We start from the raw sequence: 14159 nt of genomic DNA, 5'->3' as shown, positions 1-14159 counted from the left end.
TGACCATGAAAACACACGCCCTGCTCCACCGCGTGGCCGAGAAGACCGGCCGCGCGACTGTGCCCTTCACGCTCGACGGCGAACCCGCGAGCGCCCTGGCCGGCGACACCGTGCTGACCGCCGTGCTCACCCATTGCGGCCAACTGCGCCGCAACGAGTTCAGCGGCCTGCCGCGCGCGGGCTTCTGCATGATGGGCGCCTGCCAGGACTGCTGGATCTCCACCGATGAAGGCGAACGCCTTCGCGCCTGCTCGACCTTCATCGCGCCGGGCATGGCGCTGGTCACGGGAAAGGACGGCGCATGACCGCGACAGCAACACCGGCAGCGACAGGCGAAGTCCGCCCGGTGATCGTCGGCGCAGGTCCGGCCGGCGTGCGCGCCGCGCAAACGCTCGTGGCGCACGGCCTGAAGCCGGTGGTGATCGACGAGGCCTCGCGCGCCGGCGGCCAGATCTACCGCCGCCCTCCTCCCGGCCTGACGGCGCGCGACAAGCAGACGCTCTACGGCTTCGAGTCGAAGCGCGCCGACGCTGTGCACAACGCCTTCGAGGCGCTGCAGGGCCGCATCGAACACCATGCCGACAGCCTCGCGTGGAACGCGCAGGACCAGGTGCTCGACGTGATGCACAACCCCACGCGCAACAACCGCCGCGTGCCCTACAGCCACCTCATCGTCGCGACCGGCGCCACCGACCGCGTGCTGCCGCTGCCGGGCTGGACGCTGCCGGGCGTCTACACGCTGGGCGGCGCGCAGGTGGCGCTCAAGTTCCAGGGCTGCGCCATCGGGCGGCGCGTGGTGTTCATGGGCACGGGGCCGCTGCTCTACCTGGTGGCATATCAATATGCGAAGGCCGGCGTGGACGTGGCCGCGGTGCTCGACACGGCGCGCCTGGCCGACCAGATCGCCGCCGCGCCCGCGATGCTGGCGCAGCCGGCCGTGCTCGCGAAGGGCATGTACTACGTGGGCTGGCTGCGCGCGCACGGCATTGCGCTGCATGGCGGCGTGCGCCCGCTGCGCGTGCTCGGCGACGAGGCGCAGGGCCGCGTCACCGGCGTGGCCTGGCTCGACGGCGGGAACGAGCGCACGATCGAATGCGATGCGATCGGCTTCGGCTACGCGCTGCGCTCGGAGACGCAACTCGCCGACCTGCTCGGCTGCCGCTTCGACTACGCACCGCTGCACCGCGCGCACCTGCCGGTGCGCGATGCGGCGGGGCGCTCCAGCGTGCAGGGCGTGTACCTCGCGGGCGACGGCGCCGGCATCATGGGCGCGGATGCGGCCGAGTGGGCTGGCGAGCGCGCGGCGCTGGCGCTGCTGCAGGATGCCGGCATCGCCATCGACACCGCGCGTGCGTCGGAGCTCGAACGCAAGCTCGAAAAGCTCGCCGGCTTCCGCCAGGGCCTGGAGCGCGCCTTTCCCATGCCGCAGGACTGGGCGGAGAACGCGGCCGACGACCTCGTCATCTGCCGCTGCGAGAACGTCACCGCCGGCACGTTGCGCCAGACCATCGCCAGCACCGGCGCCGACGAGATGAATCGCCTGAAGGCCCTGTCGCGCGTCGGCATGGGCCGCTGCCAGGGGCGCATGTGCGGCGCGGCCGCGGCCGAGATCCTCGCGCATGCGACGCGGCAGCCGCTGCAGCAGGTAGGCCGGCTGCGCGGGCAGGCGCCGATCAAGCCGATCCCGATCCGGCTCGTGCCGGCCGAAGGGAACTGCGCATGAGTTCGATCAGGAAGCTTCGCACCGACGTCGCCATCGTCGGCGGCGGCATCGTCGGCTCTTCCGCCGCGCTGGCGCTGCGCCGCATGGGCGTCGGCGTGGTGCTGCTGGAGCGCGACCTCTGCGGCTCACGTTCCAGCGGCGTGAACTACGGCGGCGTACGCCGCCAGGGCCGGCCGGTGAGCCAATTGCCGCTGGCGCAGCGTGCACACCGCATCTGGGGCGGTCTTGCCGGGCTGCTGGGCACCGACGGCGAATACATCCGCTCGGGCCACTTCAAGATCGCGCGCAGCGAATCCGACATGGCTTCGCTCGAGCGCTACCGCGCGCTGAGCAGCGATTTCGACCTGGGCCTGGAGCTGATCTCCGGCGCGCGACTGCGCGAGCAGTGCCCGTGGCTGGGTACGCGCGCGGTGGGTGGCTCGCTCTGCGCGGAAGACGGGCAGGCCAATCCGCGCCTGGTGTCGCCCGCCTTCGCGCTGGCGGCGCAGCGCGCGGGCGCGCAGGTCTTCGAGCGGCACCGGGTCGACGAGGTGGCGCACGACGGCGCCATGTTCATGGTGCGCAGCGGCAACGCGCTCGAAGTGCAGGCGCCGGTGCTGCTGAACTGCGCGGGCGCGTGGGCCGGCGCCATCGCCAGCCAGTTCGGCGAGACACCGCCGATGTATTCGCGCAGCCCGCTGATGGCGGTGACCGAGCCGGTGCCGCATTTCATGAAATGGAGCCTGGGCGTGGAAGGCGGCGGCATCTACTGCCGGCAGGTGGAGCGCGGCAACGTGGTGCTGGGCGGCGGCTCCGGCATCACGCTGGATGCCGAACGCTCGCGTGCAGAACGCGAGGGCATCGCCACGCTCGCGGTGCAGGCGATCGAACTGCTGCCGGTGCTGCGCCACGCGCACATCATCCGCACCTGGGGCGGCACCGAGGGCTACCTGCCCGACCGCGAACCGGTGCTGGGCCCGAGCCACACCACGCCGGGCCTGTTCCACGGCTTCGGCTTCGCGGGCGCGGGCTTCCAGATCGGCCCGGCCGCCGGCGAGGTGCTGGCCGAGCTGGCGCGCGACGGCCGCACCGACACCCCCATCGACGCCTTCGCCATCGAGCGCTTCGACGGCGCCGACGAATCCCTCACCGCATCCGCATCCCCCACCTGAACCTGAATGGAGAGCATCGCCATGTCCAAGAAGTCATCGATCAGAACCCTCCCGCTGCTGGCCGCGCTGCTCGCGGCCGCCGGCATCGCCGGTGCGCAGACCAAGACCCTCTACATCGGCATGAACGGCGGCACCATGGAGAAGGCGTACACGCAGTACGTCTTCCCGGCCTTCGAGAAGGCCTACGGCGCGAAGGTGGTGGTGGTGCCGGGCACCTCGTCCGACATCCTCGCCAAGGCACAGGCCAACAAGGACAAGCCGCAGATGCACGTGATGTTCCTCGACGACGGCGTGATGGTGCGCGCCATCGGCATGGGCCTGTGCCAGAAGCAGAAGCCCAGCCAGTCGCTCAGCGAAATCTACCCGGCCGCGCGCTTCAAGGACGATATGGCCAGCGGCGTGAGCCTGGGCATGACGGGCCTGGCCTACAACGCGAAGATGTTCAAGGAGAAGGGCTGGGCGCCGCCCACCTCCTGGATGGACCTGGCCGATGCGAAATACAAGGGCAAGGTGGTGTTCCAGTCGGTGTCGTCGTCCTCCTTCGGGCTGCACGGCTTCCTGATGTTCAACCGCATCCAGGGCGGCAACGACAAGAACGTGGAGCCCGGCTTCAAGGCCTGGCCCACCACCATCGGGCCGAACGTGCTGGAGTACATCCCGAGCTCGGCCAAGCTCTCGGAGATGGTGCAGACCGGCGAGGCCGCGATCTTCCCGCTCACGCCCACGGCCGTGGCCGCGATGAAGAGCAAGGGCATTCCGGTGGAATACGCACCGCCCAAGGAAGGCGCGGTGGTGCTCATGGTCGGCCAGTGCGTGATCGCCAACAACACCGAGCCCGAGCTCTCGCAGAAGCTCGCGGAGTTCCTGCTGAGCCCGCTGGCGCAGGCCAACGTGCTGCAGTACGGCGCGCAGATTCCCACCAACCCGAAGGCGCCGGTGGTGGGCGACGGCGTGGCCCAAGTGGCCGACATCAACAAGTGGATGAAGACCGCCGTGACCATCGACTGGGAAAGCATCAACGCGAACCGCCCGGCGTGGAACGCGCGCTGGAACAAGACGATAGAAAAATAAAGCTCGCCCCCAGGCTGCGCGCACTTCGTGTCGCTTCGCCAACCCCCTACCGGGGGCAACACCTGAGGCCCGGCAAAGCCGGTTCCTCGGTGTTTCTGGCATCGGACCGAAGTCAGACCGAAGCTATGGCTTGGGAGTCTTGCGCAGCAGCACCGGCATGCACAGCAGGTAGACCACCGCGCCCACCAGCCACGCGATGCCGGGAAAGCGCAGGCGAAAGGCGAAGTAGAGCTGGCTGATGAGCAGCGGCCCGAACACCGAGGCCAGGCTGGACAGGCTCGCGAGCACGCCCTGCAGCCGTCCCTGCTCGGACTCGCCCACGCGGGCCGAGAGCATCGACTGCAGCGCGGGCGCGCCGATGCCGCCCGTGCACAGTAGCGGCAGCAGTGCGAGCGCCATCCAGCCCTGCGTGGCGAAGGCCAGCAGCGCATAGGCGGTGCAGTCGGCCGCGGTGCCGATGGCGATGGCCGCGCGCTCGCCCCAGCGCTCGACCAGCGGGCCCGCGACGAAGCCCTGCATCAGCGCCTGGATCAGCCCGAAGACCGCGAGCGAGACGCCGACCATGGTGCCGTTCCACGCGAACTTGTCCTCGCCGTAGAGCACCCAGGTGGTGCCCGCGACCTCGCCCACCAGCATCAGCACGGTGAACACGCCGAGGATGGGCAGCAGCGCGGGAAAGCTCTTCGCCCAGCGCAGCGGCGCGAGCGGATGCAGCACGCCTCGGTCGAAGGGCTGCGTGGCGAGCTTCGCGGGGCGCGACTCGCGCAGCAGCAGCAGGGCCGCGAGGAAGGTCAGTCCGTTGAGCACGGCGGCGGCGATGAACGGCAGCCGCACGCCGTGGTCGCCGAGCACGCCGCCGAGCGCCGGCCCTGCGATGAAGCCGAGGCCGAAGCACGCGCCCATGCGGCCGAACCAGCGCGCGCGCTGGTTCTCGGGCGTGAGGTCGGCGATGGCTGCCGAGGCCACCGCCATGTTCGCGCCCGTCATGCCGGCGATCGCGCGGCCCACGAACAGCATCCACAGCGAGGGCGCGAAGGCCATGAAGAGCGCGTCGACGGCCGCACCCGCCACCGAGACCAGCAGCACCGGACGGCGGCCGAAGCGGTCGCTGAGCGCACCGAGCACCGGCGCGCAGAGGAACTGCATCAGAGCGTAGAGCGAGAGGAATGCGCCGAAGCGCCAGCCGAGGTCGCCCGTGTGGCCGACTTCGCGCAGCAGGCTGGGCACGATCGGCATGACCAGGCTGATGCCGATCGCGTCGAGCGTGACGATCGCGAGGATCACGGCCTGCGCATGGCGGCCGCTCGCGAGGGGGTTTGGAAGTGCGTCTGCATTTATCATCGATAAGGAATTATCAGCGATAAATTCCTGGGCGTGAAGTACCCTCCCCGATCGACATCGGCACACACACGCACGCACGCGCGCACATCGGAAGAATGAAACTGGACCGCGAAGTGATCCTCGAGACAGCCCTCACGCTGCTCGACGAGGTGGGAATGGACAAGCTCAGCACGCGGCTCCTGGCCGAGCGGCTCGGCGTGCAGCAGCCCGCGCTGTACTGGCACTTCAAGAACAAGCGTGCGCTGCTCGATGCGATGAACGGCGAGATCCTGCGCCGCACCCACGAGCGCAAGCTGCCGGAGCCCGGCGAGACCTGGGACGCCTTCCTGCGCGAGAACGCACGCAGCTTCCGCCGTGCGCTGCTGGCGCGGCGCGACGGCGCGCGGCTGCATGCGGGCTCGGAGCCCGATCCGGCCGACCTCGACATGGTCGAGGCGCAGCTCGCCTCCGTGGTCCGCCTGGGCCTGCCCGCGCCGCAGGCGATGACGCTGCTGATCGCCCTGGGCCGCTACACCGTGGGCTGCGTGCTGGAACAGCAGGCGACGCCGCCCGACGCGGCCGAGCAGCAGCAGGCGCTCGACGCCGCAGCGGCCTCACGCCCGCTGCTGGCCGAGGCCTTCGCCAACTACCGCAAGGCCGGGCCCGACGCGCTGTTCGAGATCGGCGTCGACCTCATGCTGGAAGGCGCGAAGGCGCGCATGGCGGGCAATGCCCCGGCCGCGCGCCGCCGCGCGATGGCGGACAAGCCGCCCGCAGCACCGCGTCGCTGAAGCCGCTCAGCGGTTGTCCTCGACGATCCAGCCGGCGGCCTTCTCGGCCATCATGAGCGTCGGGCTGTTGGTGTTGCCGCTGGTGATGGTGGGCATCGCGCCCGCATCCACCACGCGCAGGCCCTGCACGCCGCGCACGCGCAGGCGCGAATCGAGCACCGCCGCCGGGTCGTTGTCGGCGCCCATCTTGGTGGTGCCCACCGGATGGAAGATGGTGGTGGCGATGTCGCCGGCCAGGCGCGCCAGGTCCTCGTCGGTCTGGTACTGCACGCCGGGCTTCCATTCCTCGGGCTTGTACTTGGCGAGCGCGGGCTGCTGCGCGATGCGGCGCGTGACGCGCAGCGACTCGGCCGCCACCTTGCGGTCTTCGTCGGTGCTCAGGTAGTTGGGCGCGATGGCCGGCGCGTCCTCGAAGCGGTTGCTGCGGATGCGCACCGAGCCCCGGCTCGTCGGGTTGAGGTTGCACACGCTCGCGGTGAAGGCCGGAAAGCTGTGCAGCGGATCGCCGAAGGCGTCGAGCGACAGCGGCTGCACGTGGTACTGCAGGTTGGGCCACTCGCGATCGGGCGAGCTGCGCGTGAAGGCGCCGAGCTGCGAGGGCGCCATGCTCATCGGGCCGCTGCGCTTGAGCACGTATTCGAGGCCGATCTTCGCCTTGCCGATCATCGACGAGGCCATCACGTTGAGGGTGGGTGCGCCCGCGATCTTGTAGACGGCGCGGATCTGCAGATGGTCCTGCAGGTTGGCGCCCACGCCGGGCGCGTCGAGCACCACGTCGATGCCGTGCTGCCTCAGCAGCTCGGAAGGGCCCACGCCCGAGAGCTGCAGGATCTGCGGCGAGCCGATGGCGCCGGCGCTCAGCACCACCTCGCGCGTGGCGCGCACCGTGACCTTCTCGCTGCCGTTCCACACCTCGGCGCCGGTGCACCGGCGGGTGCCGTCGGGCTGCGTCTCGAAGATCAGGCGCGAGACCTGCGCGCCGGTCCAGAGCTCGAAGTTGGGCCTGCCGTAGCAGGTCGGGCGCAGGAAGGCCTTGGCGGTGTTCCAGCGCCAGCCGTTCTTCTGGTTGACCTGGAAGTAGCCCACGCCCTCGTTGTTGCCGCGGTTGAAGTCGGTGGAGTGCGGCACGCCGGCCTGCTCCGCGGCCGCGGCGAAGGCGTCGAGGATGTCCCAGCGCAGGCGCTGCTTCTCTACGCGCCACTCGCCCCCCGCGCCATGCATCTCGTCGGCGCCCAGGTAGTGGTCTTCGTGCTTTTTGAAGGCCGGCAGCACGTTCCGCCAGCGCCAGCCGTCGTCGCCGGTGAGGTCGGCCCAGTGCTCATAGTCGCGCGACTGGCCGCGCATGTAGATCATGCCGTTGATGCTGGAGCAGCCGCCCAGCGTCTTGCCGCGCGGATAGCGCAGCACCCGGCCGTTGAGGCCCGCGTCGGGCTCGGTGCTGTAGAGCCAGTCGGTGCGGGGGTTGCCGATGCAGTACAGGTAGCCGACCGGAATGTGGATCCAGTGGTAGTCGTCCTTGCGGCCCGCCTCGATGAGCAGCACGCGCCTGCTCTTGTCGGCGCTCAGGCGGTTCGCCATGAGCGAGCCGGCGGTGCCGGCGCCGATGACGATGTAGTCGAATTGGGTGTCGCTCATGGCGTGCTGCCTTGTCTCTCTTTGTTTTGTTCGACGAAAAAAAGCGGCGCCCCTCGCGCCGCCCTGCATGCTACTTCGCAGTGGGCATGACGAACTCGGCCCCCTTGCCGATGCTTTCCGGCCAGCGCTGCATCACCGACTTCTGCTTCGTGTAGAAGCGCACGCCCTCTTCGCCGTAGGCGTGCATGTCGCCGAAGAGCGATCGCTTCCAGCCACCGAAGCCGTGCCAGGCCATCGGCACCGGGATCGGCACGTTGATGCCGACCATGCCCACCTGGATGCGGCGGCTGAATTCGCGCGCCACGTTGCCGTCGCGGGTGAAGCAGCTCACGCCGTTGCCGAACTCGTGCGCGTTGACGAGGTCGATCGCGTCCTTGAAGTTGGCCACGCGCACGCAGCTGAGCACCGGGCCGAAGATCTCTTCCTTGTAGATGCGCATCTCGGGCGTGACGTGGTCGAAGAGCGTGCCGCCCATCCAGAAGCCATCGCCGCAGCCTTCGCCCGCCTGGTTGCCGTCGAACTTGCGGCCGTCGACCAGCAGCTTCGCGCCTTCCTTCTCGCCCAGGTCGATGTAGCCGGTGATGCGCTCGTGCGCGGCGCGGGTGACGATCGGGCCCATCTCGGCCGCGAGGTTCTCGCCGTTGAGCACCTGCAGCGTCTTCGTGCGCTCGATGAGCTTGGGAATGATCTTGTCGGCCACGTCGCCCACCAGCACCGCCACGCTGATGGCCATGCAGCGCTCGCCGGCCGAGCCGTAGCCGGCGCCGATCAGCGCGTCCACGGTCTGGTCGATGTCGGCATCGGGCATCACCACCATGTGGTTCTTCGCGCCGCCCAGGGCCTGCACGCGCTTGCCGTGGCGGGCGCCGGTCTCGTAGATGTAGTTGGCGATGGGCGTGGAGCCGACGAAGCTGATGGCCTTGACGTCGGGGTGCTCCAGCAGCGCGTCGACCGCGGCCTTGTCGCCCTGCACCACGTTGAACACGCCGTCGGGCAGGCCGGCTTCCTTCAGCAGCTCGGCGATGCGCAGCGAGGGCGTCGGGTCGGTCGGGCTGGGCTTGAGGATGAAGGTGTTGCCCGCGGCGATGGCCACCGGGAACATCCACATCGGCACCATCACCGGGAAGTTGAAGGGCGTGATGCCGGCGACCACGCCCAGGGGCTGGCGCAGCGTCCAGTTGTCGATGCCGGTGCTGACCTGGTCGGTGTAGTCGCCCTTGAGCAGCTGCGGGATGCCGCAGGCGAACTCGACGATGTCGATGCCGCGGCTGACTTCGCCCTGCGCGTCGGTGAAGACCTTGCCGTGCTCGGCGGTGATCATGTGGGCCAGCTCGTCCTTGTGCTCGTTGAGCAGCTGCAGGAACTTGAACATCACGCGCGCGCGGCGGATCGGCGGCGTGTCGGCCCAGGCCGGGAAGGCGGCCTGCGCGGCTGCGACGGCGGCCGAGACCTGGTCCGCATTGGCCAGGCCGACCTTGCCGGTGACGGCGCCGGTGGCGGGGTTGGTCACGTCCTGCGTGCGGCCGGAGGTGTTGGCGGCGGGCTTGCCGGCGATGAAGTGGTCGATGGAAGTAGGCATGGGGAGAACCCTGATGGAGGCGGTGTCGGGAGGAGGAGTGCGGCCAGTTTAGGCAGCGCGTTGTTCCCCGCCTAGTCACGATGCTTGAACTTATTGTTCGCATTGGCGAACAATGCAGGCATGAAACCCCAAAATATCGAGTCGCTCTGGACGCACCTGCACTGGCTCACCGTGCTGGCGCAGCAGGGCAGCTTCACCGCCGCCGCGCTGCGCCTGGGCGTGAGCAAGGCGGCCATGAGCCAGCGCATCGCCGAGCTCGAACGCGCGGCCGGCGCGCCGTTGGTGCAGCGCACCACGCGCAGCGTGCGGCTCACCGAGGCCGGCCAGCGGCTGGTGGAAGACATGCGCGGCCCCTTCGAGCAGATCGCCCACAGCTTCGCCGGCGTGCGCGACCTCGCGGGCGTGCCGCGCGGGCTGGTGCGGGTGACCGCGCCGGTGGCCTTCGCGCGCCAGCAGCTGGTGCCCAGGCTGGCCGAGTTCCTGCGCGCGCAGCCCGAGGTGCGCATCGAACTCGACCTGTCCGATCGGCTCAGCTCGCTGGCGATGGAAGGTTTCGACCTCGCGATCCGCCACACCGCCGCGCCGCCCGACACGCACGTGGCCTGGACGCTGTGCGAAACGCGTTCGGTGCTGGTGGCCAGCCGCGCCTACCTGCGCCGCCGCGGCACGCCGCGCGAGCCCCAGGCGCTGGCCGGCCACGACTGCCTGCACTACCCCCGCGCCCAGGAAACACCGACCTGGCACTTCGAGACCAAGTCTTCGGCGCCGCGCATCACGGTGCCGGTGTCGGGGCCGCTGGTCGCCAACAACAGCGAGGCGCTGCGCGACGCGGCCCTGAGCGGCCTGGGCATCGCGCTGGTGCCCGACTTCAGCGCGCAGGCGGCGCTGCAGTCGGGCAAGCTGCAGCAGGTGCTGCCGCAATGGCGCTCGGTGGGCGCCTTCGGCGAGCGCCTGTATGCAATACGCCCCTACGCCACGCACGTGCCGCAGGCGGTGACGGCCTTCGTGGGCTGGCTGCGCGAGGCGCTCACCGATGGCTTCGCGCCCTGAGGAAATCATGAAGAAACGGCGTGGTGCCCTACGCGAACGAAGGGTCTGGCGCACCTTGACCGCGGATGCACGCGGTTACGATGCGCGCACCCGGCACGGGTTTTGTTAACTTTCCCTCTCACCCGCCTCACTTATTTCTCATCCAGCCATGTCTCCCGCTCCATCGCCTGCCGACGCCTCCGCCGCCGACAGCGCGTGGCCCCGCGTCGGGCAACGTGAGCAGGAGGGCCGCCAATGGACGGTGGCCAGCGGCCGCTGGACCACGCTGGCGATGTCGTCCAAGCCGGCATGGCAGGCGCTGGACCAGAGCCTGAAGGCGGCCCCGCCGGCCGACGACCGTGCCTGGGACCTGCGGCCCATCGAGCAACTCGACCACATCGGCGCGCAGCTGCTGTGGGAGCACTGGCGCCATGAGTGGCCCGCCACCATCGAGTTGTCGCCGCAGCACAAGGCCGTGCTCGACCAGGTGGCGCAGTACACCGTCGCGACGCCCGACGAGCCCTCGCCCACGCTGAACGACCGCATCCGCGCGTTCTCGCACAACGGGCCGCGCGTGATGTACGTGGTGCGCGACTTCACCGCGCTGATCGGCCAGCTCGCGCTCGACCTGTGCCGGCTGGCACGCGCGCCGCACCGCGGACCGTGGCGCGATTTCTCCGGGCACCTGTATCAGTTCGGCGCGACGGCGCTGCACATCACGGCGCTGGTCGGCCTGCTGATCGGGGTGGTGCTGGCCTACCTGATCTCGCAGCAGCTGCGCCAGTACGGCGCCGAGACCTTCGTGGTGAACATCCTCGGGCTCTCGCTGATCCGCGAACTGGGGCCGGTGCTGGCCGCCGTGCTGATCGCCGGCCGCTCGGGCTCGGCCATCACGGCGCAGATCGGCGTGATGCGCGTGACCGAGGAGCTCGACGCGATGCGCGTGATGGGCATTCCACACGGCTTTCGCCTGGTGATGCCTCGCGTGCTGGCGCTGGCCATCGCAATGCCGCTGATCAGCCTGTGGACTTCGATGGCCGCGCTCGCGGGCGGCATGCTCGCGGCCGACGCCGCGCTCGACATTTCGCCGGCCTATTTCCTCTCGGCCCTGCCGCGCGCGGTGCCGATCTCGAACCTGTGGCTGGCCATGGCCAAGTCGGCGGTGTTCGGCATCCTGATCGCGCTGATCGGCTGCCACTTCGGCATGAAGGTGAAGCCGAACACCGAGAGCCTCGGGCGCGGCACGACCTCGTCGGTGGTCACGTCGATCACCGCGGTGATCCTGGTCGACGCCCTCTTCGCCGTGCTCTTCAAAGGTATCGGCTTCCGGGCATGAGGGCGTGAAACCATGAGCATGCCCGTGCGCCCCGACACCGACGCCACCGTGGTGGACATCCGCGGGCTGTGGACCGTGTTCCAGAGCGCCGACGGCGAGCAGGTGGTGCACCGCGACCTGCAGCTGCACATCGACCGCGGCGAGGTGCTCTCGCTGGTCGGCGGCTCGGGCACGGGCAAGACGGTGCTGCTGCGCCAGATTCTCGGGCTGGAGAAGCCCACGCGCGGCCACGTGGAGGTGCTGGGCCAGGAGCCCGGCGAGCTCAGCGCCTCGGGCGCGGCCAACGTGGGCATGCTGTTCCAGCACGGCGCGCTGTTCTCGGCCTTCAGCGTGCTGGAGAACATCGCCTTTCCGCTGCGCGAGCTGAAGCTGCTGCCCGACGAGCTCATACGCCACGCGGCGCTGGTGAAGCTGCAGATGGTGGGCCTGGGCCCGCAGCACGCCAACAAGAGCCCGGCCGATCTCTCGGGCGGCATGATCAAGCGCGTGGCGCTGGCGCGCGCGCTCATCATGGACCCGCCGCTGCTGCTGCTGGACGAACCCACGGCCGGCCTCGACCCCGAGGCCTCCGACAGCTTCTGCGACCTGCTGCGCGGCCTGCACCGCGAACTGGGCCTCACGGTGGTGATGGTCACGCACGATCTGGACACGCTGTTCGACCTGAGCACCCGCATCGCGGTGCTGGCCGACCAGAAGGTGATCGTCACGGGCGCGGCGCGCGATGTCATCGCGTATCCGCATCCCTTCATCCACGAATACTTTCTCGGCGGGCGCGGCCAGCGCGCCCTCGAAGCGCTGCATGACAAGCCGGCCCCCGAGCGGGCCGCTGAAAGGTAGGTAGCCACCATGGAAAACAAGGCCCACGCACTCGCCGCCGGCGCCTTCGTGCTCGGACTGATCGCCGCGCTCGTCGCGCTGGTGGTCTGGTTCACGCGCGACAACACCGTGCGCAACATCTACGAGCTCTCCACCCGCGACGCGGTCAGCGGCCTGCAGCCGCAGGCCATGGTGCGCTACCGCGGCATCGCGGTGGGCAAGGTGGCATCGATCGACTTCGACCCGAAGGTCAAGGGCAACGTGCGCGTGCGCATCACGGTCGACGAGCGCGTGCCGCTCACCACCTCCAGCTTCGCCACGCTGAGCTACCAGGGCGTGACCGGCCTGGCCTTCATCGCGCTGGACGACAAGGGCGAATCGACCGTCGCGCTCAAGCCCAACAACGACGACCCGCCGCGCATCCCGCTCAAGCCCTCGATGCTGGCGCAGTTGCAGGACCGCGGCGAGGCCATCATCAACCAGGTCGAGGAAGTGACCAAACGCGCCAACCAGCTGCTGAGCGACCCCAACCAGAAGCGCGCGGCCGACGCGCTGGAGAACATCGCGGCCGCTTCGGCCAGCGCCAACACGCTGCTCAAGACGCTCGACAACACCGTGAAGACCGGCCTGAATCCGGCGCTGACGAAGCTGCCCGACACCATGGCCTCCGTGAAGAAGGCCGCCGGCGACGTCTCGCGCGTGGCCAACAACTTCAACACCACCGTGGGCCGCCTGAACGCGCCCGACGGCCCGGTCGAGCGGCTGAGCGACGGCACCAAGGCGCTGGCGCAGGCGGTCGATTCGTTCAACGCCGCCACGCTGCCGCGCGTGAACCGCGTGGCCGACGACACCTCGCACGCCGTACGCCGGCTGGGCCGCGCGGCGGACAGCATCAACGACAACCCGCAATCGCTGCTGTTCGGCAACGGCGGCGCGGCCGCGGGCCCGGGCGAGCCGGGCTTCCAGGCGCCGGCCGCGACGCGGCCCTGATTCCCGACCGAGGGAGGATCACCGACCATGAACGCCATTCGCAAGACCCCCGCCGCCCTCGCGCTCGGCTGCGCCCTGCTGCTGGCCGCGGGCTGCGGCGCGCTGCCCGACAAGCCCGCGCGCGCCACGCTCTACGACTTCGGCCCCGGCCCGGCGATGCCGGCCCCGGCCGCCGCACCGGCCAGCCTCCCGACGCTCTCGCTGGCCGAGTTCGAGAGCAACACCCGCCTCGAAGGCACGCAGATCCTCTATCGCCTAGGCTATGCCGACGCCAACGAGCTGCGGCCCTACGGCCAGTCGCGCTGGAGCCTGCCGCCCTCGCAGCTGCTGCGCCAGCGGCTGCGCGACACGCTCTCGGAGCGCCGCATGGTGCTCGGCCCCGAAGAGGCGGCCACCATCTCGCGCGGCCGGGGCCAGGCGCCGGACACGCTGCGCATCTCGCTGGACGAGTTCAGCCACTACTTCGAATCTGCGAGCGCCAGCGCGGGCCTGGTGCGCCTGCGCGCCACGCTCGTGCGCAGCACCGCCGCCGGCGACCGCGTGCTGGGCCAGCGCCTGTTCACCGTGCGCAGCCCCGCGCCCAGCGCCGACGCACCCGGCGGCGTGAAGGCGCTCATCGCCGCCAGCGACGCGGCCGTGGCCGAGGTGGTGCAGTGGGTCGATCAGTTGCAGCAGCAACAGCCGCGGCAGTAATCTGCGGCCCCCACAAGGAAGACAT

13 protein-coding genes are annotated in these 14159 nt (G+C 70.0%); 10 read left to right on the top strand and 3 right to left on the bottom strand.

What is annotated here, in order from left to right:
* Window positions 1–5: 5 nt before the first annotated feature.
* From ABL843_RS02035 to ABL843_RS02020, 4 genes are read left to right on the top strand one after another with little or no spacing between them, the layout of a single operon-like run.
* Complete coding sequence (locus ABL843_RS02035; protein ID WP_418118795.1) at window positions 6–305, top strand: (2Fe-2S)-binding protein; 300 nt, start codon at window positions 6–8, stop codon at window positions 303–305.
* Window positions 302–1723, top strand: a complete 1422-nt coding sequence (locus ABL843_RS02030; RefSeq protein ID WP_418118794.1) for an FAD-dependent oxidoreductase — start codon at window positions 302–304, stop codon at window positions 1721–1723. The genes ABL843_RS02035 and ABL843_RS02030 overlap by 4 nt, the downstream gene beginning before the upstream one ends.
* Entirely contained in the window at window positions 1720–2874 is a 1155-nt protein-coding gene (locus ABL843_RS02025; protein WP_418118793.1) for an NAD(P)/FAD-dependent oxidoreductase, read from the top strand. The genes ABL843_RS02030 and ABL843_RS02025 overlap by 4 nt, the downstream gene beginning before the upstream one ends.
* Window positions 2875–2895: 21 nt before the next feature.
* Window positions 2896–3945, top strand: coding sequence for an ABC transporter substrate-binding protein (locus tag ABL843_RS02020; protein ID WP_240650655.1), 1050 nt, complete (start codon window positions 2896–2898; stop codon window positions 3943–3945).
* Window positions 3946–4068: 123 nt separating this feature from the next.
* Here ABL843_RS02020 and tet read toward each other — a convergent pair whose 3' ends face one another.
* Window positions 4069–5286: a Tet(A)/Tet(B)/Tet(C) family tetracycline efflux MFS transporter gene (gene tet / locus ABL843_RS02015; RefSeq protein WP_418118792.1), complete on the bottom strand. Its 1218-nt coding sequence runs from the start codon at window positions 5284–5286 to the stop codon at window positions 4069–4071.
* Window positions 5287–5381: 95 nt separating this feature from the next.
* Between tet and tetR the strand changes: the two genes are divergently transcribed.
* Window positions 5382–6056 (top strand): tetracycline resistance transcriptional repressor TetR, encoded by a 675-nt coding sequence (gene tetR / locus ABL843_RS02010; protein ID WP_019655432.1) that lies wholly within the window; start codon window positions 5382–5384, stop codon window positions 6054–6056.
* Window positions 6057–6062: 6 nt separating this feature from the next.
* On the opposite strand, the gene ABL843_RS02005 is transcribed toward tetR, so the two are convergent.
* A complete protein-coding gene (locus ABL843_RS02005; RefSeq protein ID WP_418118791.1) occupies window positions 6063–7691 on the bottom strand; it encodes a GMC family oxidoreductase in 1629 nt (542 codons plus the stop codon).
* A 70-nt stretch (window positions 7692–7761) separates the two neighbouring features.
* The gene (locus ABL843_RS02000; protein WP_184640299.1) at window positions 7762–9270 is read right to left on the bottom strand and encodes a CoA-acylating methylmalonate-semialdehyde dehydrogenase; all 1509 of its coding nucleotides are present in this window, start codon (window positions 9268–9270) and stop codon (window positions 7762–7764) included.
* Window positions 9271–9390: 120 nt separating this feature from the next.
* Between ABL843_RS02000 and ABL843_RS01995 the strand changes: the two genes are divergently transcribed.
* From ABL843_RS01995 to ABL843_RS01975, 5 genes are all read left to right on the top strand, one after another.
* Entirely contained in the window at window positions 9391–10320 is a 930-nt protein-coding gene (locus tag ABL843_RS01995; protein WP_418118790.1) for a LysR family transcriptional regulator, read from the top strand.
* Window positions 10321–10468: 148 nt separating this feature from the next.
* Window positions 10469–11635, top strand: a complete 1167-nt coding sequence (locus ABL843_RS01990) for an MlaE family ABC transporter permease (RefSeq protein WP_184640303.1) — start codon at window positions 10469–10471, stop codon at window positions 11633–11635.
* Between the two features lie 12 nt (window positions 11636–11647).
* Window positions 11648–12472: an ABC transporter ATP-binding protein gene (locus ABL843_RS01985; protein ID WP_126022380.1), complete on the top strand. Its 825-nt coding sequence runs from the start codon at window positions 11648–11650 to the stop codon at window positions 12470–12472.
* Between the two features lie 9 nt (window positions 12473–12481).
* A complete protein-coding gene (locus ABL843_RS01980) occupies window positions 12482–13441 on the top strand; it encodes an MlaD family protein (RefSeq protein WP_126022381.1) in 960 nt (319 codons plus the stop codon).
* 27 nt (window positions 13442–13468) lie between these two features.
* Window positions 13469–14134, top strand: coding sequence for an ABC-type transport auxiliary lipoprotein family protein (locus tag ABL843_RS01975; RefSeq protein ID WP_418118789.1), 666 nt, complete (start codon window positions 13469–13471; stop codon window positions 14132–14134).
* The last annotated feature ends 25 nt before the right edge of the window (window positions 14135–14159 follow it).

This window comes from Variovorax sp. 350MFTsu5.1 (genome assembly GCF_048302515.1).
Taxonomy (GTDB): Bacteria; Pseudomonadota; Gammaproteobacteria; order Burkholderiales; family Burkholderiaceae_C; genus Variovorax; species Variovorax guangxiensis.
The sequence above is the reverse complement of the archived record's forward strand: the minus strand, read 5'-3'. Positions and strand labels throughout refer to the sequence as shown.

Bases quoted from the DNA above. Each gene is read 5' to 3' on its own strand.
- ABL843_RS01975 (WP_418118789.1), top strand. From the start codon at position 13,469: ATGAACGCCATTCGCAAGACCCCCGCCGCCCTCGCGCTCGGCTGCGCC.
- ABL843_RS02030 (WP_418118794.1), top strand. From the start codon at position 302: ATGACCGCGACAGCAACACCGGCAGCGACAGGCGAAGTCCGCCCGGTG.
- ABL843_RS01985 (WP_126022380.1), top strand. From the start codon at position 11,648: ATGAGCATGCCCGTGCGCCCCGACACCGACGCCACCGTGGTGGACATC.
- ABL843_RS01980 (WP_126022381.1), top strand. From the start codon at position 12,482: ATGGAAAACAAGGCCCACGCACTCGCCGCCGGCGCCTTCGTGCTCGGA.
- ABL843_RS02035 (WP_418118795.1), top strand. From the start codon at position 6: ATGAAAACACACGCCCTGCTCCACCGCGTGGCCGAGAAGACCGGCCGC.
- ABL843_RS01995 (WP_418118790.1), top strand. From the start codon at position 9,391: ATGAAACCCCAAAATATCGAGTCGCTCTGGACGCACCTGCACTGGCTC.
- ABL843_RS02000 (WP_184640299.1), bottom strand. From the start codon at position 9,270: ATGCCTACTTCCATCGACCACTTCATCGCCGGCAAGCCCGCCGCCAAC.
- tet (WP_418118792.1), bottom strand. From the start codon at position 5,286: ATGATAAATGCAGACGCACTTCCAAACCCCCTCGCGAGCGGCCGCCAT.
- ABL843_RS02025 (WP_418118793.1), top strand. From the start codon at position 1,720: ATGAGTTCGATCAGGAAGCTTCGCACCGACGTCGCCATCGTCGGCGGC.
- ABL843_RS01990 (WP_184640303.1), top strand. From the start codon at position 10,469: ATGTCTCCCGCTCCATCGCCTGCCGACGCCTCCGCCGCCGACAGCGCG.
- ABL843_RS02020 (WP_240650655.1), top strand. From the start codon at position 2,896: ATGTCCAAGAAGTCATCGATCAGAACCCTCCCGCTGCTGGCCGCGCTG.
- ABL843_RS02005 (WP_418118791.1), bottom strand. From the start codon at position 7,691: ATGAGCGACACCCAATTCGACTACATCGTCATCGGCGCCGGCACCGCC.
- tetR (WP_019655432.1), top strand. From the start codon at position 5,382: ATGAAACTGGACCGCGAAGTGATCCTCGAGACAGCCCTCACGCTGCTC.